Source organism: Ignatzschineria indica (assembly GCF_003121925.1).
Lineage (GTDB): Bacteria > Pseudomonadota > Gammaproteobacteria > Cardiobacteriales > Wohlfahrtiimonadaceae > Ignatzschineria > Ignatzschineria indica.
On the sequence record NZ_QEWR01000008.1, the window covers coordinates 26,372 to 48,897 of the forward strand.

The following is a 22,526-nucleotide window of genomic DNA, read 5'->3' on the forward strand; positions in this document are numbered from 1 at the left end:
CTGTTTCTCCTTTAACCTTTAGAAAGAGGCAAATTTGCTTCTTGCCATCCTACGATACCACCAACTAAAACATTTAAAGGCGCATCAGGATGCATTTTACGCAACTTAATACACGCTTCATTTGCTCGAGGGTCAGTATCGCTATACACAATAATCTTCTTATCCCCAAATTGAGCTAAGCTTTCAAGCTTCTTCTCAAGTTCTGCTGCAGGGATATTAACTGCACTCGGAATATGCAATTTTTTGTAATCTTTTTTCGAGCGAATATCGATAAAGACGGCATTATCGTCATTATATTCCCGTAATGCATCTGTAACGCTCATTCGATATCTCTTACCTCTTGCTGAGTTAATTTCATTCGCAATTAGGAGAATGACCACAACAACAAGTGCCGCTACAAACATCCAATTTTGTTGGATAAAAGGCATAATAGAATTCATATAGTTACTCTTTTTTTAATTATTGTACTTATTTAATAATGTTGACTACTACTTAATAGTCTCTGATAGTGCTTGATACTCTTATAAGATCGGTTTGATGTAGTGATAATACGTTGTGATAATACGCTGTCTACCTTGAACTCAAGAGATATAACCTCTCAACAGATCTATCGGAAATATCTTCTCTCACATACCACACTAAACCGAGAATTAAAGCGCACTATCGCGACCTATAAGGAGATATAGTGATATATAATCACTCAATATCTTACGCTATTTTCCATTGAAATGATAGAAGAGATCCTTCACGATAACGACTGAAAATCGGCAATCTTAAATTGATGTCGAGTGATTTTGCCCTCTTCTAATTTAAGATAATCTCCCGTAATATCCCAATCACTTAAGACATAACGATACTGCTCATTTCCATGGTGATGAATTGCTGGGCGATGTGTATGACCATGAATCATCTGGCTCACCCCCCGCTTATGAAAATATTGTGTCGTGTAGTGCTCATTGACATCCATAATCTTTCGCGCTGTCGACTGCCCACTCTTCTTCTTTATTTTTGCCGCTAACTCTAGTCGATACCTCTTCGGCAAATGACGCAATAATGTGAGAATCAGAGGATTTCGAATCCAGCGTTTATAGCGCTGATAAGCATGATCATCGATACAGAGTTCATCACCATGAAGCAGGAGAATTCCCTCCCGCTTTAAGATAATTTCACTCGGTGCGATCTCCATTTTTGCACTTTTGGCATAACGCCTACCTAATGCAAAGTCACGATTGCCGGGAATAAAGGTAATTTCAGTTCCACGATCTGCTAAGGCTGATAGATGTTTCGCTACCGATAGAGTTAAAGGTGTCTCAATGTCATCACCCGCCCAAAAGTCAAACAGATCTCCCAAAATATAGAGCTGATCAGCGCTAGGGGCGATTTTATCAATAAAATAGAAGAAAGCCGTAACGAGATCGTTACGACTTTCACTAAGATGGATATCACTGATAAAGAGTGAAATAGAATCCTCTTGCATCAACCATTACTCACCGATAACTTCAACATTCTCGATAATAATATCTTCAACCGGCACATCACCATGACCGCGGCGAGAAGTTGTCTCTACCTTCGCCATCTTATCGATCACATCCATTCCTTCTACAACTTCACCAAAAACAGCATAACCCCAACCTTGTGGTGTTTGCGATTTATGATCGAGGAAACTATTATCCACTAGGTTGATAAAAAATTGTGATGTTGCTGAATGGGGATCCATTGTCCGCGCCATTGCAACAGATCCACGTACATTCTTAAGACCATTATCCGCTTCATTTTGAATCGGTTCACGATGACCTTTATGTTTATCAACCATTCCTGGCTCTAAACCACCTCCCTGAACCATAAACCCAGGGATAATACGGTGGAAAAGCGTACCATTAAAGTAACCATCTTTCGCATACTGGAGAAAGTTTTCTGCCGTAGCCGGTGCTTTCTCATGATTTAATTGAATGGTGAAATCACCCATTGTGGTATGGAACTTAAGCATTATAAATACCTCTTTTATGATAGATCTAATCGCTACGATAACCAGCGAAAATTATGATTATCGTTAGCTGAATTTACTTGAATCTCTTTCGATTTTAAAATTTTATTCTAAATTTGTTTTAACCAGTACCAATTGTAACACTACTCTTCCGGCAATACTTTATGAAGCGTGTAATCAAAGGGCCCTTCATTCTCAATACGCTTCCCCTCTTTATCTGCAGGGAAGAGAATATTTTCACCCACAAAGTAGCGAAGCTTCCCATCAGGTCCGCCATCAGTCCCCTCTAAGGTAACCACTTGGCCCGCTTTGTTCCACGTGAAACGCCCTGATTCATTAAAGGTTTCATCTTTTCCTTTAACATCGAGGTAGGTCTGTTTAAGGTCATAACCACCATTGTACTCAAGCGTTAACTCAACATCGATGCCGCTACAATCGGCACAAGGATATTGTCCCTTATAAACCCCGGCATAATCTAATGCACTTTGCGCTGAGTGCTCTTTATCAAACTCAACGGCACTATTTTCATCAATAGTTGCAGGAGTAACCTCTTTATCATTACATGCAGCCAGAAGAAGCGTAGCACCTAATACAATCCATAATTTTTTCATTTTTTCCCTCAATAGCGATCGGCAATTTATGCCGATCTATCTGCTGTTAAATTTTGCTGTTAAATTTGGTCAGTAAGTGGCGGTGCAGTTCTTTCATATGTTCTTTCATATGTTATTCCATATATTAATTAACTGATTTCTCTATCGATTTGTCTACCAACTTGTCTATTAGACTCTCTTGTTACTAATCGATCCACCACAAACTTCTACTACGGTTTTTCAACAAACTTAACACTTTCAATAACGACTGGCTCTACCGGCACATCTTGATGCCCTGCTTTTGAGGTGGTTTTAACCTTCTCAATCTTATCGATCACATCCATTCCTTCAACAACCTTTCCAAATACGGTATAACCATAACCATCCTGACCAGGATAATCTAAGAAAGTATTATTCTGCGTGTTGATAAAGAATTGGCTTGTCGCTGAGTTAGGATCCATTGTTCGTGCCATTGCAATAGTGCCACGCTCATTCTTCAATCCATTATCAGACTCGATCTTAATAGGTGCCCCACTCTTCTTCTGTTTCATATCCGCATCAAGACCACCACCTTGCACCATAAAGCCATCGATGACACGATGGAAAATCAATCCATCATAATAGCCATCATCAACATAATTTTTAAAATTTTCAACGGTAATAGGCGCTTTTTCAGGATCGAGCTCAACGACAAAGTTTCCTTTAGTTGTATCCATTTCCACATAGAGATGAGGTGCAGTTACTGCTTCTTCTGCCATAACAACCCCTGAAAAGAGGCTAGCTGCTAATGCACCCGCTAACATTAATTTTTTCATACTGACTCCTAAATCAAAAATTTTTCCAAGTGAGAACAATCATTTGGCATCTGTTCTCAACTCTTCTCTACCCTATATAGAAGGGATGATCTCCCTTAGCGAAATGATCACTAAAGAAATGTTCTTACATCACTTTTAGGTAAGAGTAATCGCAACAATCCATCACGACAATAACTCCCTACCGCCAAACAGCTTTACAGTCTACTTTATAACCTATTTATAACGTCTTTATAACGTACTCATAACATCTTCCAAATGTTTTTTGTAACGTCTTTACAATATCTGCTCGATTACAAATTGAGCTCTATTATAACTTAATATCGTCTTTTTAAACGATTTCAAGAGTAAATCACCTTTTTTCTAAGATTATTTTTCCAAATAGTAAAAAAAATGGTGTCATCGTTCAATGACACCATCTCTTCTATTGAGCTTCAGTAAAGCTCTATTTAAATCTAATAAAGCTAATAAAGCTAATAAATCTAATTTGCTCGACTTGAATACTCTCTTGTATCGGTATTGACAACAATTTTTGTCCCATTTTCAATATATTCAGGTACTGAAACTGTGATGCCTGTCGAGAGCTTTGCCGGCTTATTACGTTTTGTCGCACTCGCCCCTTTCAATTCAGGTGCAGTATCAACCACTTCTAAGACCACCGTTTGAGGAAGAGAGAGCGCAACAGGAGCTTCATCCACTAAAGAGACATAATAACCTTCAATCCCTTCAAGAATAAAGCCAGCATCATCACCTACTAACTTTTCGCTCAGATAATATTGACTGTAATCTTCACTATCCATAAAGACAAAATTATCACCATCTTTATAGGAGTAGGTCGCCTCTCGTTTTGTTAATTGCACATCCTCTAACTCATCATCAGCACGCAAAGAGAGATCGACTTTATGATTATCGGGAATTGAGAAGATCTGTATTCTAAAAGTGGTATTACCACCTCTTGCTGTCGGTGCAGATTTCTCCACATCACGCACTAAGTAATAGAGATTATTATATTGAATCACATCGCCTCGGCGTATCTCATTTGCTTTCTTCACACAGCTCTCCTCAATTACCAAAAATTAATTATAGATTGATTACAAATCAGCTTAATATCCGCTTGATATCCGTTTAATTATAAGTTAACCGTAAGAATTTATCATCAGACTTATTGATCTGACATCTTAAGAGCAAGTTTCTACGCTCCTCTTACAATCTGATAATTGACGATTATGATTTATGATCTCTTGGATCGATATCAAAATAATCTAAACGTTTCTTTAAAGTTGAGCGCGTAATTCCTAATATCTCCGATGCTTTTGATTGATTACCATCGGTATACTCCAATACCTTCTCAAATAGAGGTCTCTCCACCTCATTGATCACTAAACGGTAAAGATTGGGAGGATACTTTCCATCTAACATACTGGAAATTTCGTCTAATGCTTCCTTTACTGACTCACGCAATGGAATATGATCTTTAAGACGCTCACGAGAAATCATGCTTACTACTCCTAGAATATCTATCTAATTAATATATTAAGTAAATGAAGTATTACCAAGCCACAGCTCAACAATACTCAGTAAAAAAAAGAGAATACCTATCTCGCCTACAATAGATGTTTAATGGTAGATTTTGAGATAGATACCTATTTACGCTATAAAACAGACCTAACTAATTTTTGATTTGTTAAGAACCTACATATCTATATTTGATCTAAAAAAATTCTTGCTACCCATTCAAGTTGCTTCTCCGGAATCTTCTCTCGCAACATCGCACTACGCCACTCAGTCGGAATCTCTCTCTCGCCGAGGTACCAAAGAAGATGTTTTCGAGCAACACGAATTCCCTTCTCTACGCCATAAAAGTGGTGCAAAGCAGAGATATGTTCTAATATCACTTGGTAACGCTCTTCAATGGTAGGGAGATAGGGTTGACGCTCGATTAAAGAACGAAAAAGCCAAGGATTACCTAAAGCACCCCGCCCTATCATAATGGCATCCGCCTTCGTCATCTTTAAGACCTGTTCTGCTTTCTCTAGTGAATCGATATCACCATTAGCAATCACCGGTATTGAGATCGCCTCTTTAACCTTTGCGATCGTTTCATATTCCGCTTCACCCAAAAAACGATCTTCACGTGTTCGCCCATGAATAGCCAAAGCTTGAATACCGATCTCTTCTGCCATCTTCGCAATCGTGATCGCATTCTTATTCTCTCGATCCCAACCAGTTCGAATCTTTAAGGTCACCGGAACATCAACAGCGGCAACCACAGCTTTTAAGATCTCTGCCACTAAAGGTTCATCCTGCAATAGTGCAGAACCCGCCGCTTTTTTACAGACTTTTTTTGCCGGACAACCCATATTGATATCTACAATCTCGGCGCCATTTTCAACACTAAATTGAGCTGCAGCCGCCATCATTTCAGGATCATACCCCACAATTTGGGCGCTGACAGGAGAGAGCTCTCCTTTATAAATAAGGCGTAACTGTGATTTTTCAGTCTCCCATAGCTCAGGATTAGCATTCACCATCTCGCTTACCGCAAGACCGGCACCAAAACGCCGACAAATCTTACGGAAAGGAAGATCCGTTACCCCCGCCATAGGTGCAAGCACATAGGGCGATGATATATGATAATTCCCTATTTTCATTACGATCTCTTAATGCCGTAGAGCCTTGTCCAACCGTCTAAACTTTTATTCTCTTGAAACTCAAATTGATCCCGATAAGCACTCTTAACAAATTCTGCATCATGATCTAAGAGCCCCGCTAACACAAGATGCCCGCCTGGCTCAACTAAATTCCCCAATATTGGTGCCAATTCTACTAATGGACCTGAAAGGATATTGGAGAGAACAACCTTTGCTTTAGGGGGAGAGAATGATTCTGGAAGTGCGGCATAAATCGAAACATTATTACGCTCTGCATTCTGTTCTGTTGCATAGATCGCCTGCTTATCAATATCGGTGCTATAACACTCCTTCGCTCCCAATAATTTGCCGGCAATTCCTAAAATACCAGAACCACACCCATAGTCGATAATGGTGGCATTCATCAACTGATCTCGATTATCAGAGAGCCACTCTAAACAGAGTGCCGTTGTCGGATGCGTTCCCGTCCCAAAAGCAAGCCCGGGATCTAAGCGAACTGTTGCAACCTCTGGCTCAGGTGATGGCAGATGAGTTGGACAGATCCAGAGATTCTCACCAAATTTAATCGGTTTATAGTGATCTTGCCATGCTCTAACCCAATCTTTATCTTCTAATTCATGTGTCTCCACAATCGGAAGATAGGGCTGGTCTAAATAACTCATCAAGAATGCCTTAATCGCTTCAACATCACAGGGAACTTCATAGAGCCCTGTCACTAACGTTTCACTCCATAATGGTGTTTCACCTGGAAGTGGTTCAAATATCGGCTCGTCACTACCATCTTTCATGGTGACAGCAACTGCCCCTGACTCAACGAGCGCTTCATCGAGCACCTCCGCCGTCAAGCGCGCATCAGCTTTTAGAGTTAATTCAAACCATTTATTCATAGCTTCACCACATGTCACTAATTTTATTAAGGGGAGAATACTAGCTAAGATATGAAACATAATCAAGCAAAAGAGCGTAGAGCAAATTGCGATCAACTTCTTAGCAAGGCATAGATCATAACAAAATTCTCTAGCTATTTGCGCATTTTTTTTACGGTATATTCTATAAAGCCCTAAAAAATGGGAGTTATTCCCATTTTTAAGATGTGATGATTGAGTCCCTACTTCACGATCAAATATTTTAGATCTTAACGCGCCGGCACTTTAAGCACTCGATAGTTTTTCGAATACTTAAATCAATCTTTCCCCCTCTTCTTAAAAATTAGATATCGAAAGTAGTCAATACTTAGTAGGATAGAAGCAGACTAAAAGAGAGAGGATCGCAAGAAGATAGCGAGATAGATAACGAGATAGATAACGAGAAGATAACTTGGAAAATAATATTTCTAATAGATATCTTAATATCTCAATCGCCTGGCATTAAAAGGGGAGAGTTAACTCAGCCTCATTAAACGCTCTATAATGGTGACATGATAAAAAGAGCGATAATATCTTCAAATCGATCTAGCTCTTCCAATCACTTTGAGTCATCAATATTAGTTTTAAATACTCAAACTTGAATACTTAATTTTAAATATCTAGCTTTCTATATTAATAGGAGACCAATGTAATGGATAATAAATATGATCTTCGGAAAATAAAATGGCGTTCTCGTCGTGGTATGCGTGAGCTCGATGCGCTTTGTGATCGTTATCTTGAAAACCACTTTGAAAAAGCACCTGATAGTGAAAAAGATCTCTACCTATCACTTCTTGAGATGCAAGATCCTGAACTCTATTCCCTCTTAATGCATCGGGCAGAATACCCTACTCCAGAAATTAAGGCATTAGTACTAAAGATGAATCCTGATGTTTTAGAAGATTAAGGAAAAATATCTATGTAGAATATCTACTACAACACCCTTACTGATTATCAAAATAGTAATTTGTAATAGATAAATAAAATAGATAGATAAAAGAAGAGCCCAACAGTTAAACTGTTGGGCTCTCTATCTGGTGCCGGCACCACGAATCGAACGCGGGACCTACTGATTACAAGTCAGTTGCTCTACCAACTGAGCTACGCCGGCTTCTTAAATTTAATCAAGAAGTGGAATTATAGAGTTCTTCATCAAAGATGTCAAACTTTTATTGAAGATACTTTGCATCGGAAGCACTATCTAACAACATAAAAGTAAAAGCTAAAGGAAAAGGTAAAAAATAAAAGATAAAAAAATCTTAAATTCTTCATTTTTAACCAATAGTACTTGAGCTAAAACCCAACAAAAAATAAGATGTAATTAAGTGCAGGAAAGAGTAGGAATGCAAAAAGCCCAGCAATAAAACTGCTGGGCTTTCTAACTGGTGCCGGCACCACGAATCGAACGCGGGACCTACTGATTACAAGTCAGTTGCTCTACCAACTGAGCTACGCCGGCTAAACTATATTTGAGGATTATAGAGATGAAGATTCAGCCTGTCAACAACTGCCTAACAATCATTCATTTTGATGTCAATATTCTCTTATTCTTGATCTTTTAAAGCACGAAAAAGTGCATTCTCCACACTATAGGCAGCTCGACTAAAATTACGATTCGCCTCTATAACAGCAGCATCACGCGCATCAAATACCCCTTCTTGTGCATAATGCTTTAAAATTGCAGCGATCTCAGGACGCGACTCCATCTTTCGATAGTTAAGTGCGGCATCTGCTGCAAATTTTCGATAACTCTCTTCAATCCATTCATGCCTATGGCGATTAATCCTCTTTAACACAACTAAAGAGTAGAGCCCTGTTGTTTTATCAAGATGAAAACCTAAATGCGCCGGCTGAAAATCTAAGCTACGCCAAAAAGCGAAGAGATCTGCCGTTAAACCGAAACTCACTGAGAGAAAATCAAGATTAAGAGAAGAATCGCTCTCAATTGCCGATATCATTTGTGCACCAATGCCTAATCGCCGAAAAGAATCTACTACAGAGATACGAGAAATCCGTACAGATCGTGCAATCATAGCTTCAGGAAAATAACTCTGCCCTGCTAAAATTTGGGGGACTAAATTTCCACGAGGACGCCTCTCGCCCCGAAATAGAGCTATAGCAAGCTCTTCCGATAATCCCCCTTCAACAATGCCCCATGTTGCCCCTATCAGTTGAGATTGATAAAACGCCAATACAAAGAGTTGATGAGGCGAATCAAAGAGTCGTCTTAAATCTTGAATATTTGTTTGATAATGAGTCTGATTAAGAAGGTGATAGAGCGCAGCAAGCTTTTGCCGATCTTCTCGCAACAATCTGATATTCTGATCATTATAGAGCTCTATCTTGAGCGCCTCTTGAAGATCCTCTTTTTTAGGAGTGAAGAATGAATCTTTTAGATCGTAATCACTTCTCTTTGTAAACCTCATTGCATCAACTAACTGCGCTAAAGAATCCCGATGATCAAAACGGTGGATCTGCTGGAGCTGGTACTGCTTCTTAATCGTGACAAGATCATAGAGTTTTTCTCGTAATCCTTGCCCTGTCCCCTCATAATTTTCCACCGAAGAGATCATCAAAACCTTACAAAATCGCTTCACTAAGCGCTCAAGGTGAGAAAGTGGCATCTTTGCTGCCTCTTCAATAATTAAGGTTTGATTCCAAACCTCTCCCTCTTTAATTCCTAAAAAGAGCGCATCAGGCGCTCGGAATTGGTAATCTTTCAATGATTGATACTGCTCGATCGCTAACTGATTCGGTGCCGTTAAGATAAAGGCTTCAGGATCACTTGCGATCAAGGCCGCACCTAATGCCGATTTTCCACTTCCCCTTGGCGAAAAGAGGGTAAAAACTCCCGATGCTTCTGCAAGAAAATCGCTATAGATCGCTCTCTGTGCTTCTGTTAAAACGAGAGAGGGAGAGTTCTTTTTTGTTTCTATCATCGAAAGAGATCTCTTAACATGATGCCCCGCTTCTTCCACGAGAGAAAAATCTCCCCCTAACTGTGGCGCAAACCACTCACCTCGCCAATAACGATATGCATAATTGACTAACTGCTGTGAGAGGTAATGATCGAAATAGGGAGTCGGTATCATCACATCGTGAAAACGTTGACTCTCCTTCTTACCTAAAGGCTCTGTTGCTAATAACAATAGTGTGCCATGCGCGCCAATAGTTGCAGCAATCGAAAGAAAATAATCGAGAGGAAAACCTTCTCGAATATCTAACAACACCGCCTCTGTTGTTGCTCCTAGAAAGTGTCGAGTCGCCTTTAGAGGCGCAGCTTGATACTGCTCTTGTAGCAAAATATCATCTGAGAAGAGAAGCGCTTGAGGGTAGACCTTTTGAAAAGCGGGGATCACCACCGATAATGGTTCTGCCACTAAATCGATTGAATCGAGATAGATCACCAAGACCTCTCGAGATCTTCCCTCTAAAACACCCTGTAAAAAAAGATCTATCTGTTTTCGATCCAATTTTCGATCCATCCTTTTCTTCCCTTTGAGTATCTAATGCGGCTTAATACAGCATCATTTTTTAAGAGCTCTTACTCTATGAGTATATCGATCAATATCGATTAGTATCAATTGGTGTCGATTGGTGTCGATTCAAATCGCTCCATTAAGATCGATTGTAAATCATCGATAACATATTTAAACAGATATAAAAAAACCTCCCAATTTTGGGAGGTTTTAATAGATGGTGGGTCATGAGGGATTCGAACCTTCGACCAATTGGTTAAAAGCCAACTGCTCTACCACTGAGCTAATGACCCTAAATCGAAAATAATTATAACCGATTTAGTAGACTTGTCAACTTATCAGATCTGATAAACACTACAAGCACTCTCTTCAGGTAAATTTGGTGGGTCATGAGGGATTCGAACCTTCGACCAATTGGTTAAAAGCCAACTGCTCTACCACTGAGCTAATGACCCTGAGAAGAGTTAGTATTATAAAGCTATTTTTATTAGCGTCAACCCCTCTTATCGATTTTTTTTTACTTTTTTCCCCTATCCCGATAAATTCCCCTATAAATCTCTCTAAAAAGTATCGATAACTCAAGGCTTATCTCTCGATCCACCCCTTCACTCCCCATCTTAAAATCTTTGAAACTCAAAAAGCTGCTGATCTTTTGAGCAATACCATCTTAAAAGATCAAACAGTAAAAGGTTCTATAAAAGAGCTTAGACATCTTTTTTATTCTCCACTATCATCATACGATCGTATAGCGCTCTTGAGGCCTATCATCCTCTTATTTTTATTCATCAAAGGACAATCAACGTGAAAAGTCGTCTATTTGGCAGCACTCTTATTATTGCTGGAACAGCAGTAGGTGCGGGAATGTTAGCCATGCCCTTAACTTCAGCACAGATGGGATTCGGCATGACCTTTATTCTGCTCTTCTCATTATGGATCCTCCTCACCTTTACCGCACTTCTCTACGCTGAAGTTCATCAATACAGCCCTATTGATGCCGGCATTGCAACGATCACAGAACAATATTTTGGAATAACAGGCCGCCTTGTCGTTAACTTTATTCTTCTCTTCTTTATGTATGCCGTCCTGACGGCTTACATTACAGGAAGCGGTAATCTTCTCTTTAACTTAATTCCTAAATCCTTCAATCTAGATCCCGTTAAAGCCCAAAAGATAGCGGCTCTACTCTTTGCCATTCTCTTTGGTACGATTATTACGATCGGTATCGCACTCTCCGATATGACTAATCGTCTCTTCTTTACCTTGAAGGTGATTAGCTTTATTGTCCTACTCTATCTTCTGTTTGGGAAGTTCTCCTTTAGTAACTTGCATTATGCTCCCACCAACAATCTTTTAGTGATCTCAGCACTTCCCATCTTCTTTATGACCTTTGGTTTTCATATCTGTACACCTACAATTAATGAATATCTACAGGGAGATCATCAAAAACTTAAATTAGCCGCCATTTTAGGGTCAACAGGTATCTTTCTTATCTATATTATTTGGCAGATGGCCACTCATGGCGTTCTCAAACAGGGAGATCTTATCGCAATACTCAACAAAGATCCAAGCCTCAACGGCTTAATTACAGCCTTTGAAATCACCACAGGCAGTAAAACAATTAGTGAAATTGTTCGTGTATTTTCAGTTCTAGCGCTGACAACGTCATATATTGGCGTCTCACTAGGGCTCTCTAATGCAGTAAAAGATCTTCTCGCCCACTTCAACCTTAGCAAAAGTAATCTAATGGTCGGAGCAATTACCTTTATTCCCCCGATTATTGTTGGGTTTACCTACCCCACTATCTTCTTAAGTGCATTTGCTTTTGCCGGCGTTATCTTTGCCTTTATCGGCGTCATCTTACCCGTTCTTTTAGTCTATAAAGCACGAAAAAAATACCCTGATGGGAAACGAGTAAGAGGCGGAAATCTCTCATTAATTCTCGCCCTACTCTTCGCTGCGGTCATTATTTTTGTAGGCAGTTTTCCTGAACTTCTCAATCTGCCAAGCGTGGTGGGTTAATCTGTTATAAACGTCTATAGAAGTGTGTATTTTCAAAAAGAAAAACAAAAACTCAATAACAATAACAATCCTAAGATATTAAGATAATTAATAGGATAGTGACACAGCAAAACAGTAGAAATAACAGATAAATAAAAAGAGTTATCGCTCTCTTGGCGGTAACTCTTTTTTATCATGTTTATGAAGAGGTTTAAGGGGTAGATCGATATAGTGAATCAAAACAATGTTTCAGTACTCTCTTTTTTCTTTTCTCTTTTTCTTTTCTCTTTTAAAGTAGAGCTCTTACTGAATATCTAAATTCACCATCTCTCTTAATGTATCGATATCTAATAATTTAATCTGACGATGGTTAACCTCAATCAGATTTTGATCTTGGAGCTTTTTAAGGAGACGACTTACAGTCTCAACAGCTAAACCGAGATAACTCCCGATATCCGCTCGGGACATACTTAACGAAAACTCAGTCTCAGAGTAACCACGACGCTTCAATCGTGCGGAAAGACTTAAAAAGAGCGCGATTAATCGTGATTTAGCAGGTTGAGAACCGATCATTGTCATCATCTGTCCATCACACTTAATCTCATGACTCATTATCTTCAACAGTTGTCTCGAAATATTAGGGATTGTGACAGCAATAGTATCTAATTGACTATAGGGAATTTCACAAAGACTGGTTGTCTCTAATGTCTTTGCACCACAAGCATGTACTCCTGAACTTAAAGCATCTAAACCGATAATCTCTCCGGGAAGATAGAAGCTAGTTACATACTCAGAACCATCATTTGCCACCTTATAGGTCTTAACAGCTCCTGAACGGACTGCATAGAGAGAGGTAAATTGATCTCCTGGATAATAGATATGCTTACCGCGTGATAACGGTTTTCCTCTCTGTACAATCTTCTCAAGCTTTACAAACTCGCTATTTTCAAGCCCTACAGGAAGACAGAGCTGCTGTAAACTACAGTTCCCACATGCAACTTTAATCTTTTTTAGCATCCCTTTTACCTCAAACCAACTAATGTTAATACCCTTTTTACGCCAAACTTAAGCTAGCAATAAAAAGGGCTCTTAAAAATTAAAACTCAATTATAGACCTATTATAAACACCATGAGTATAAATTATCTGATTACACCCAATCGCTCAACATGCCCTACTGCGACCTATAATCACGACTCTCTAAAATTGAGGGAAATTATAGAGAATATTAATCTCATTGCAATTTTAATAATGAAAAAAGTAATAAAAAAGACAATAAGAGACAAATATAATGATTGATAATAATCAAACTATAATAGGTCGATATATCTCTCCCCCCTCTATTTACCTAACTCCTTTACTCCCCTCTCTTTTCAATACTGGCATCCCTTCAATAGAACCTCTTAAAAAATAATTATTAAGATATGCTTAAATATATTAAATTCTACAAATGGATATATTATATAGTTGCTGATTGCTAATAAGGTTTCTAATAAGGCTATTAAGCGCAACAAGATCTATTTATCGTAGATATATCCTATGAATATATATCCTCTTAAACTATCTCACGGTAAAGCTTCACTTAAAAGGTCGTATCAGAGAGATTTAATAAAATAACTCCTAGTACCACTAGCGTTAAACTTATGACTTTTTGAATACTTAAATGCTCTTTAAAGAAGACTGCACCAGAGAGTGTCATCAACACTGTCGACAGACCTGCCCAAACGGCATAACCGATACTCATATCGATCCGCTGCATAACAAGCGTAATAATGAAGAGGAAGAGAGAGTAACCAACAATAACGCCAAGCAGTACAATCTTTGGCGATCCTCCCCCTAAAAACTTTAAACTCGTTGTGGCAAAAGCACTACAAAAAATTGCAAAAACAAGTAATACCCACGCATTAATGGTACCTAAAAAATTTAAAATTTCACCCATGCTTCACCTTTTTAGGTTGGGGTTCAAGGGAGAGCCCCGCAACACCTAAACCGATTAAAACAAACGCTACAATTTTCATCCCTGATAGATGCGCATCAAAAAATAGAATATCAATTACAGAGATTGCAACCATTCCTATGGCTGTCCATAGGGCATAGGCAATCGATATCTGTATCCGTGCAATACAGGCGACAAAGGCCATAAACCCTAAACCATAAAAAAACAACATAAGTAGAGAGGGCAATATCTCATTAAATCCATCTGATAGTTTCATGCAGACTGTTCCTAAAACCTCAAAACAGATCGCAATGCCCATTAAAAATCCTGCTGGCATAATTCCCTTTCTATTGAATAGTCATTCAAAATATGAGAATCATTCTACACACTTTTTCCATACTCTTCTGCTCTAATTGAGCATTATCCCTCTATTAATTAACCATAATCGTGATTTTTATCGCTAAAAATAGTTCCTCTTCATCAAAAATAGAGTCCGATTCCTCAATGATCATACTCAATACCCCACACTCAATGACTTATAAATAACTCATTATGATTAGCTCCTAAAAGTCGTGCTCTACGAATCATGGAATCATGATATAAACTAAAGACTAAAGATAGAGAATAGAGAATAGAGAATAGAGAGAGGTTTTATAAATTATTTCATAAAACCTATTGCTTTTATGAAAAGTTCATCTATAATAGTCTCTTCATTGACGCGGGGTGGAGCAGTCTGGTAGCTCGTCGGGCTCATAACCCGAAGGTCGTTGGTTCAAATCCGGCCCCCGCAACCAAATAATAATAAAAGCCCGTTTTTAAACGGGCTTTTTGCATATTTAAATTTTTTTATGGAAATCACTCTATATGCGTAAAGATCCTTATAACCTGTCAGAACTCTTATCTCCTTCTATAGAGGCGTTAGGGTATCAACTATGGGGAATTGAATTTCACCCAAATTCAAAGAATGCTATTTTGCGCATCTATATCGACAAAGAAGATGGCATTGGCATTGAAGATTGTGAGATTGTGAGCAATCAAGTCGCTGGACTTTTAGATGTCCACGATCCCATTACGATGGCTTACACCTTAGAAGTCTCCTCCCCCGGCTTAGATCGTTATTTCTTTACGCCGGAACAATTTGCAGCTTATAAAGATCAATTGATTGCATTCCAACTACGTTCAGCTATCGATAACCGTCGTCGCTTTCAAGGAAAGGTTGTGGATGTAACAGAGAGTGACTTAAGCGTCGTCGTCAAATTAGAGAATGATCAGTTCTCCGATGAACCGATATCAGTTCCTTTATCCAACATTGACCGAGCACAACTTGTGATCGATTTTTAAATTTTAAAGAGAGTTCTCAAATGAATAATAAAGAAATCATGCTCGTTGCAGAAACCGTCTCTAATGAAAAAGGCATCTCTCGTGATGAGATTTTTACAGCATTAGAGCATGCCCTTGCAGCAGCTGCACGCAGAACTTACAACATTGATGTCGATCTTCGTATCGAAATTGATAGAACCGATGGTTCATACCGTACATTCCGTCGTTGGATGGTTGTTGATGATCACTTGCCACAAGAAGAACAAGTGCCGACTCGTCAAATCACACTCTCCGCTGCTCAAATTGATGATCCTGAAATTGCAATTGGTGACTTTATCGAAGAGGAGATTGAGAATATCCCCTTTGCTCGCATCGGCGCACAAACAGCAAAACAGATTATTTTTCAAAAAATTCGTGAAGCGGAAAGAATGCAGATGGCTCGTCGCTATGAAAACCGTATTGGTGAGTTAATTCGTGGCACCATCAAACGCATTGATCACGGTAACTTCTATGTTGATATTGGCGATAATGATGAAGCATTCTTACCAAAAGAGAATATGATTCCTAGAGAGTCACTCCGTATTGGTAATCAAGTTCGTGCTGTCTTAGAAGAGATCAGCATGGATAATCCAAGAGGACCACAAATTATTCTCTCAAGAAGAAGTGATGATCTTATTAAAGCACTCTTTGAGATTGAAGTTCCTGAAATCAATCAAGGCTCGATTGAAATTATCGATGCTAGCCGTGATCCTGGAAGTCGTGCTAAAATTGCAGTTAAAACCCACGATCAAAGAATTGACCCAGTTGGCGCATGTGTCGGTATGAGAGGCTCTCGTGTACAAAATATCACAAAAGAGTTAGCTGGCGAGCGCGTTGATATCGTTCTTTGGGATGAAAATCCTGTGCAATTTGTTATTAATGCGATGTCTCCTGCTGAAGTGATGTCTGTCGTGGTTGATGAAGATCGTCATATGATGGATATTGCTGTGAGCCAAGACAAGCTATCTCAAGCGATTGGTCGTGGTGGACAAAACGTTCGTTTAGCTTCAAAACTAACTGGTTGGGAGCTCAATGTGATGGGTAATGAAGAAGCCCAACAAAAATATGAGAAAGAGTCTGAACGTATCTTAGATCTCTTTATGGATGCACTTAATGTAGATGAAGAAGTTGCTGAAATCTTAATGCGTGAAGGCTTCTCCACTATTGAAGAAGTGGCTTATGTCCCTGTACTAGAGATGATTGAGATTGAAGAGTTTGATGAAGAGATTGTCGAAGCACTTCGTGATGCTGCCCTTGAAGCTCTCAACAATAAGAAAGAACTTCTTCAAAACTTAGGGGAATCAGCACCAACCCCAGAGCTCATTGCCGTACTTGAAGATAATGAGTTACTTGCAATCGCGCTTGCAAAAAATGGTATCCGTACGCTCGATGACTTAGCTGAACTATCAACAGATGAGTTATGTGAATTAACCAGTATCGATGAGGACGATGCAAGCAAATATATTATGGCAGCAAGACAGAGTTGGTTTGAATAATATGAATAGTTAAACATTTTAAAATAGACATAGAGTGTCTACTTGGAAGATTGAGAATGAGTGAAAAAGATAAAACAAAAAGCCCTTCAAAAATTACGATTAAACGAAAAACCCATACGGAACTAAAAGTTGAAACTGCACCTGGCCGTGCAAGAACTGTTCCTGTAGAAGTTCGTCGTCGTCGTACTTATGTGAAGCAAAAAGAAGCTAATAATGCTGTATTACCTGAAGAAAACATTACTTCAGTTGCAGTTGATGAGGCTGCTAAAAAAGTAGATAGTGTAGCTGAACAAGCAACAAAACCTGAAGTACTTCCGGTAGACACAACAGAAACTAAATCTAAAAACGAAACAAAAAAAGTTGTTGAAACCTCAACAACCGCTGATAAGGCTGAGATGGAAGCGAAACGAAAAGCGGAACAAGAAGCAAAAAGACAAGAAGCTGAACAACATCAGCTTGAACGTCAAAATGCAGCAAAAGAACGCGCTGAAAGAGAATTAGAAGAGAAACGAGAAGCTGAAAGAGCTAAAAAAGAGCAACGTGAAAAGGCGCAACAAGAAGAGATTGCACGTCTTAATCGTATGGCATCTGCTTCTGAAAAACCGGTATCAAAAGTAGCGATCCAATTCCAAACTCAGGAAGAGGAAGAGAAGGTTGAAGAAGTGCCCGTTGCCGATATTGTTGAAAAAGATGATGAAGAGATCTTAATCAAGCCGGTAAAACGCTCAGCAAAACTAGACAGTGATAAAGTAGATAGTAAAAAGACACGCAAAGCGGGATCGAAACGCCGTGGTCGTGATGACGATAATGATCGTGCTGAGATCTCATTAAAACGAGAAAATAAACGTAATCGCCGACAAACAAGACGTAATCAGCCACAACAGCAACATGGCTTCCAATTACCAACTGCGACAAAACAGATCGAAGTGGAATTAGGCGAAACGATCAGTGTTGCGGATCTTGCTCATAAAATGTCAGTGAAAGCAGCAGAAGTGATTAAAGCCTTAATGAACTTAGGTTCAATGGTGACAATCAACCAGCTGCTCGATCGTGAAACGGCCGCAATTATAGTCGAAGAGATGGGACACACTTACAAGTTTGTCAGTGAAAATCCTCTTGAAGAGGAGTTGATCGCATCGATTGAACAAGGTGATGTTGATCTTATTAAACCACGCCCACCTGTTGTAACGATTATGGGGCACGTTGACCATGGTAAAACATCACTACTTGACTATATTCGTAAAGAGCATGTCGCAAGTGGTGAAGCGGGTGGAATTACCCAACATATCGGAGCTTATCATGTTAAAACCGATAAAGGGGTCATTACATTCCTCGATACACCAGGACACAGTGCCTTTGCGGCAATGCGTGCTCGTGGGGCTAAAGTGACCGATATTGTGGTTCTTGTCATTGCCTCTGATGATGGCATCATGCCTCAAACAATTGAAGGAATTCAGCATGCAAAAGCATCAAATACTCCTGTTATTGTTGCGGTCACTAAAGTAGATAAACCAACGGCTGATAAAGATCGTATTATGTCTGAATTGACACAATATGGTATCGTTCCTGAAGAGTGGGGTGGAGATAACCTCTTTGCTTTTGTCTCCTCAAAAACAGGAGAAGGCATTGATCATCTTCTCGATCAGATCTTAGTTCAAGCAGAAGTTTTAGAGTTAACCGCAATCTCAGAAGGTCCTGCGAGAGGATCTGTTATTGAATCAAAACTCGATCGTGGCCGTGGTCCTGTTGCTTCCGTACTCGTCCAATCAGGTTGCCTCAAAAAAGGGGATATCCTCCTAGCAGGTTATGAGTATGGCCGTGTGCGTGCATTAATTGATGAAAATGGTAAACAAGTTGAGAGCGCATCACCTTCAATTCCAGTAGAAGTGATCGGTCTTTCAGGTGTTCCTAATGCCGGGGATGAAGTGATGGTTGTACCTGATGAGCGTAAAGCTCGTGAGATCGCCCTCTTCCGTCAAGGTAAATATCGCGAAGTTAAATTGGCAAGACAGCATAAATCAAAACTTGAGAATCTCTTTAGCTCAATGGGTTCTGATGAGAATAAACAGCTCAACATTGTCCTTAAAGCAGATGTTCAAGGTTCTGTTGAAGCGCTTGTGAATGCCCTTGAAGAGCTTTCAAATGATGAAGTAACAGTTAAAGTCATTGCAAGTGGCGTAGGAGGTATCACCGAATCTGATGCAAACCTTGCTGTCTCATCTGATGCCTTAGTGGTTGGATTTAACGTTCGCGCAGATAATACGGCACGTAAAATTATTGAGGATGAAGGCTTATCACTCTACTACTATAGCGTCATCTATGATGTTATTGATGAGGTGAAGAAAGCCTTAATTGGTAAACTTGCTCCACAGTTTAAAGAAGAGATTATCGGTATTGCAGAAGTTCGTGATGTCTTTAAATCTCCCAAAATTGGGGCTATTGCCGGCTGTATGGTAACGGAAGGTATTATTAAACGAAATAATCCTATTCGTGTCCTTCGTGATAACATTGTGATCTATGAAGGGGAGCTTGAATCACTCCGTCGCTTTAAAGATGATGTGAATGAAGTTCGGGCAGGCATTGAGTGTGGTATCGGTGTGAAAAACTATAATGATGTTCGCACAGGTGACCAAATTGAAGTCTTTGAAACAGTGGAAGTAGAGCGAAAGTTATAAAATGGATAGCAAAAATTCCCGTTTAAAACGTATAAATGAGCAGCTCCGTCAGGAGCTCTCACTTCTCATACGTAAAGATGTTAGTGACTCTCGGGCGCTAATGGTCTCAGTAACTCAGGTCGATACCGTGCGAGATTTTTCTCAAGCGAAAGTCTATATCACCTATTTAGGTCCTGATGAGGAGCGTAAAGAGATTATCGCGCTACTCCATGAGTATGCTCCTGAGTTTCGTCGTCAATTAGGAAAAATTCTTCGTCTTCGAACGATTCCCCGTTTCCATTTTGTCTACGATGACCTTCTTGAAAAGAGTAATGCGATCACCTCTTTAATTACAGAAGCGATCCGTTCTGATGAGATGAAAGCTGAAGAGAGCCGTAAAGATGACTCAGAAGATTAAACATAAACGCCGTCAACTTGACGGCATTTTGCTTTTAGATAAACCGAAAGGTTTAACAAGTAACCAAGCATTACAGCGAGTAAAGCGCCTCTATCATGCTGATAAAGCAGGTCATAGCGGCACGCTCGATCCTATGGCAACAGGAATGCTCCCCATCTGTTTTGGGGAAGCAACAAAATTTGCCGGCATTCTGCTCGATAATTATAAACAATACCAATTTACCTGTAAGCTCGGAGAAAAGAGTAGTACAGGTGATGCAGAAGGTGAGATTATTGAAACCAAGCCGATTCCCACAACACTAACAGAAGAGGCTTTAAACGTGGCTTTGTCACAATTTTTAGGAGAGATATCGCAAATTCCTCCTATGGTTTCAGCACTCCACCACCAAGGAAAGCGGCTCTATGAGCTTGCACGGGAGGGGATTGAAGTTGAAAGAAAACCTCGACAAATCACCATCTCAAAATTAACCCTCGATCAATTAACCCCTTTGAGCTTCACCGCAACTGTGACCTGTTCAAAGGGAACTTATGTTCGTGTCTTAGCGGAAGATATAGCTGGAAAGTTAGGGACTCTTGGTCATTTAACGATGCTTCGACGCATCACAATAGAGCCTTACGGGATAGAGAAATTAATCACACTAGATGAACTCGAAGCCCTTGCTGAAAGAGAGAATCCCTATACAGCATTAGATGCGCTACTCCTCCCAATGGATAGTGCCGTAACGGATCTTCCCCTCTTAACCTTTACACAAGAAGAGGCTAGACGCATTCTTCATGGACAAAGGATACGAATTGAGGGTAAACTCGATCATAACTTATATCGCCTTTATAGTGACGATAACCAATTTTTAGGGATTGGTGCGCCCAATACCCCAACATCGATTGGGCCAAAGCGCATCATCTCGCAGAGTTAATTTTCTATTGAGATTCAATTTTGTTTAATTTTTATTTATTTTGGAGGTTTTATGAGTTATCAACATATCAAAGTCCCTGAGGGAGAAAAAATCACCCTTAACAAAGATTTTTCGCTCAATGTTCCTAATCAACCTATTATCCCTTTTATTGAAGGTGATGAGGTCGGTGCAGAAATCACACCTGTGATGCAGAAAGTGATCGATGCCGCTGTTGAGAAAGCTTACAATGGTGCGCGTAAAATCTCTTGGATGGAACTCTATGCCGGCGAAAAGTCCACTAAAGTTTATGGCAAAGATGAGTGGTTACCGCAAGAGACTTTAGATGCACTTAAAGAGTTTATTGTCTCTATTAAAGGTCCATTAACCACACCTGTTGGTGGCGGTATTCGCTCACTTAACGTGACAATGCGTCAAACGCTTGATCTCTATCTCTGTATGCGTCCGGTACAATACTTCAATGGTGTTCCTTCACCTGTTAAAGAGCCTGAAAAGGTCGATATGGTAATCTTCCGTGAAAACTCAGAAGATATCTATGCAGGTATTGAGTGGGAAGCCGGTTCTCCTGAAGCTAAAAAAGTGATCGACTTTTTACAAAATGAGATGCATGTTAATAAGATCCGTTTCCCAGAAACTTCTGGTATTGGTATCAAACCGGTATCTGAAGAGGGAACTAAACGTCTTGTTCGTAAAGCGATCCAATATGCTATCGATAATGATAAACCGAATGTTACCTTAGTTCATAAAGGCAATATCATGAAGTTTACCGAAGGTGGATTCCGTGATTGGGGTTATGAACTTGCTCGTGAAGAATTTGGCGCAACTTTAATTGGCAATGGTCCATGGTGTGAATTTAAAAATCCAAAAACTGGGAATATGATCACTATCAAGGATAGTATTGCTGACGCATTCTTACAAAGAATCCTTTTCGAACCTGAAAAATATAGCGTTGTAGCCACATTAAACCTCAATGGTGACTATATTTCAGATGCCCTAGCGGCACAGGTAGGGGGAATTGGTATTGCGCCAGGAGCAAACCTTTCTGACTCAATTGCAATCTTTGAGGCAACACATGGAACAGCACCTGACATTGCCGGCAAAAATATTGTCAACCCAGGATCACTCATTCTATCTGCAGAGATGATGTTACGTCACTTAGGTTGGACTGAAGCCGCTGATCTTGTGATTAAAGCGCTCAATGGTGCTATCTCATCGAAAAAGGTGACTGCTGACTTTGCCAATATGATGAAAGATGCAACACAGGTCTCTACGAGCGAGTTTGGCGATATCATGATCTCCAATATGTAATATGTGAATATCTCTCAAGATTGAAATT

21 protein-coding genes and 5 tRNA genes are annotated in these 22,526 nt (G+C 39.6%); 9 read left to right on the forward strand and 17 right to left on the reverse strand.

The window, feature by feature from the left end; all coding sequences use genetic code 11:
• Window positions 1–11: 11 nt before the first annotated feature.
• From DC082_RS09940 to prmA, 9 genes are all read right to left on the reverse strand, one after another.
• Window positions 12–440: a rhodanese-like domain-containing protein gene (locus tag DC082_RS09940; protein ID WP_109236847.1), complete on the reverse strand. Its 429-nt coding sequence runs from the start codon at window positions 438–440 to the stop codon at window positions 12–14.
• A gap of 305 nt (window positions 441–745) precedes the next feature.
• Complete coding sequence (locus DC082_RS09945) at window positions 746–1,477, reverse strand: UDP-2,3-diacylglucosamine diphosphatase (RefSeq protein WP_109236848.1); 732 nt, start codon at window positions 1,475–1,477, stop codon at window positions 746–748.
• Between the two features lie 6 nt (window positions 1,478–1,483).
• Entirely contained in the window at window positions 1,484–1,987 is a 504-nt protein-coding gene (locus DC082_RS09950) for a peptidylprolyl isomerase (protein ID WP_094568426.1), read from the reverse strand.
• A 140-nt stretch (window positions 1,988–2,127) separates the two neighbouring features.
• Entirely contained in the window at window positions 2,128–2,595 is a 468-nt protein-coding gene (locus tag DC082_RS09955; protein WP_109236849.1) for a copper resistance protein NlpE, read from the reverse strand.
• 209 nt (window positions 2,596–2,804) lie between these two features.
• A complete protein-coding gene (locus DC082_RS09960) occupies window positions 2,805–3,389 on the reverse strand; it encodes a peptidylprolyl isomerase (RefSeq protein WP_109236850.1) in 585 nt (194 codons plus the stop codon).
• Between the two features lie 479 nt (window positions 3,390–3,868).
• A complete protein-coding gene (gene efpL, locus DC082_RS09965) occupies window positions 3,869–4,438 on the reverse strand; it encodes an elongation factor P-like protein EfpL (RefSeq protein WP_109236851.1) in 570 nt (189 codons plus the stop codon).
• Between the two features lie 172 nt (window positions 4,439–4,610).
• Entirely contained in the window at window positions 4,611–4,883 is a 273-nt protein-coding gene (locus DC082_RS09970) for a helix-turn-helix domain-containing protein (RefSeq protein WP_094568422.1), read from the reverse strand.
• Between the two features lie 203 nt (window positions 4,884–5,086).
• Window positions 5,087–6,037 (reverse strand): tRNA dihydrouridine synthase DusB, encoded by a 951-nt coding sequence (gene dusB, locus DC082_RS09975; protein ID WP_109236852.1) that lies wholly within the window; start codon window positions 6,035–6,037, stop codon window positions 5,087–5,089.
• Window positions 6,037–6,924 carry a 50S ribosomal protein L11 methyltransferase gene (gene prmA, locus DC082_RS09980; RefSeq protein WP_109236853.1) on the reverse strand — a complete coding sequence of 296 codons (888 nt, stop codon included), beginning with the start codon at window positions 6,922–6,924 and terminating at the stop codon, window positions 6,037–6,039. The genes dusB and prmA overlap by 1 nt, the downstream gene beginning before the upstream one ends.
• Before the next feature lie 670 nt (window positions 6,925–7,594).
• Between prmA and DC082_RS09985 the strand changes: the two genes are divergently transcribed.
• Window positions 7,595–7,849, forward strand: a complete 255-nt coding sequence (locus tag DC082_RS09985; protein ID WP_109236854.1) for an FAD assembly factor SdhE — start codon at window positions 7,595–7,597, stop codon at window positions 7,847–7,849.
• 128 nt (window positions 7,850–7,977) lie between these two features.
• Here DC082_RS09985 and DC082_RS09990 read toward each other — a convergent pair.
• The 5 genes from DC082_RS09990 to DC082_RS10010 form a co-directional block, all read right to left on the reverse strand.
• A tRNA-Thr gene (locus tag DC082_RS09990) sits at window positions 7,978–8,053 on the reverse strand.
• A gap of 272 nt (window positions 8,054–8,325) precedes the next feature.
• Window positions 8,326–8,401: transfer RNA gene (locus tag DC082_RS09995), tRNA-Thr, on the reverse strand.
• A gap of 85 nt (window positions 8,402–8,486) precedes the next feature.
• Window positions 8,487–10,427, reverse strand: coding sequence for a tRNA(Met) cytidine acetyltransferase TmcA domain-containing protein (locus DC082_RS10000; RefSeq protein WP_109236855.1), 1,941 nt, complete (start codon window positions 10,425–10,427; stop codon window positions 8,487–8,489).
• 212 nt (window positions 10,428–10,639) lie between these two features.
• Window positions 10,640–10,714, reverse strand: a tRNA-Lys gene (locus DC082_RS10005).
• 87 nt (window positions 10,715–10,801) lie between these two features.
• A tRNA-Lys gene (locus DC082_RS10010) sits at window positions 10,802–10,876 on the reverse strand.
• A gap of 346 nt (window positions 10,877–11,222) precedes the next feature.
• Here DC082_RS10010 and DC082_RS10015 point away from each other — a divergent pair.
• Window positions 11,223–12,440 carry an aromatic amino acid transport family protein gene (locus tag DC082_RS10015; protein WP_109236856.1) on the forward strand — a complete coding sequence of 406 codons (1,218 nt, stop codon included), beginning with the start codon at window positions 11,223–11,225 and terminating at the stop codon, window positions 12,438–12,440.
• Window positions 12,441–12,722: 282 nt separating this feature from the next.
• Here DC082_RS10015 and fnr read toward each other — a convergent pair whose 3' ends face one another.
• The 3 genes from fnr to DC082_RS10030 all read right to left on the reverse strand — a co-directional run bounded on the left by fnr (window position 12,723) and on the right by DC082_RS10030 (window position 14,690).
• Window positions 12,723–13,436: a fumarate/nitrate reduction transcriptional regulator Fnr gene (fnr, locus tag DC082_RS10020; RefSeq protein ID WP_094568417.1), complete on the reverse strand. Its 714-nt coding sequence runs from the start codon at window positions 13,434–13,436 to the stop codon at window positions 12,723–12,725.
• A 563-nt stretch (window positions 13,437–13,999) separates the two neighbouring features.
• On the reverse strand, window positions 14,000–14,356 hold the full coding sequence (locus DC082_RS10025) for a DMT family transporter (RefSeq protein ID WP_094568416.1): 357 nt from the start codon (window positions 14,354–14,356) through the stop codon (window positions 14,000–14,002).
• On the reverse strand, window positions 14,349–14,690 hold the full coding sequence (locus tag DC082_RS10030) for a DMT family transporter (protein WP_094568415.1): 342 nt from the start codon (window positions 14,688–14,690) through the stop codon (window positions 14,349–14,351). The genes DC082_RS10025 and DC082_RS10030 overlap by 8 nt, the downstream gene beginning before the upstream one ends.
• A gap of 380 nt (window positions 14,691–15,070) precedes the next feature.
• Between DC082_RS10030 and DC082_RS10035 the strand changes: the two genes are divergently transcribed.
• The 7 genes from DC082_RS10035 to icd all read left to right on the forward strand — a co-directional run bounded on the left by DC082_RS10035 (window position 15,071) and on the right by icd (window position 22,498).
• Window positions 15,071–15,147: transfer RNA gene (locus tag DC082_RS10035), tRNA-Met, on the forward strand.
• 70 nt (window positions 15,148–15,217) lie between these two features.
• Entirely contained in the window at window positions 15,218–15,694 is a 477-nt protein-coding gene (gene rimP / locus DC082_RS10040) for a ribosome maturation factor RimP (RefSeq protein WP_094568414.1), read from the forward strand.
• Window positions 15,695–15,714: 20 nt separating this feature from the next.
• Entirely contained in the window at window positions 15,715–17,208 is a 1,494-nt protein-coding gene (gene nusA / locus DC082_RS10045; RefSeq protein WP_109236857.1) for a transcription termination factor NusA, read from the forward strand.
• A gap of 56 nt (window positions 17,209–17,264) precedes the next feature.
• Entirely contained in the window at window positions 17,265–19,883 is a 2,619-nt protein-coding gene (infB, locus tag DC082_RS10050) for a translation initiation factor IF-2 (protein ID WP_109236858.1), read from the forward strand.
• A gap of 1 nt (window position 19,884) precedes the next feature.
• Window positions 19,885–20,280, forward strand: a complete 396-nt coding sequence (gene rbfA, locus DC082_RS10055) for a 30S ribosome-binding factor RbfA (RefSeq protein ID WP_094568411.1) — start codon at window positions 19,885–19,887, stop codon at window positions 20,278–20,280.
• On the forward strand, window positions 20,264–21,193 hold the full coding sequence (gene truB, locus DC082_RS10060; protein WP_109236859.1) for a tRNA pseudouridine(55) synthase TruB: 930 nt from the start codon (window positions 20,264–20,266) through the stop codon (window positions 21,191–21,193). The genes rbfA and truB overlap by 17 nt, the downstream gene beginning before the upstream one ends.
• Window positions 21,194–21,244: 51 nt before the next feature.
• Window positions 21,245–22,498 (forward strand): NADP-dependent isocitrate dehydrogenase, encoded by a 1,254-nt coding sequence (icd, locus tag DC082_RS10065; protein WP_109236860.1) that lies wholly within the window; start codon window positions 21,245–21,247, stop codon window positions 22,496–22,498.
• The last annotated feature ends 28 nt before the right edge of the window (window positions 22,499–22,526 follow it).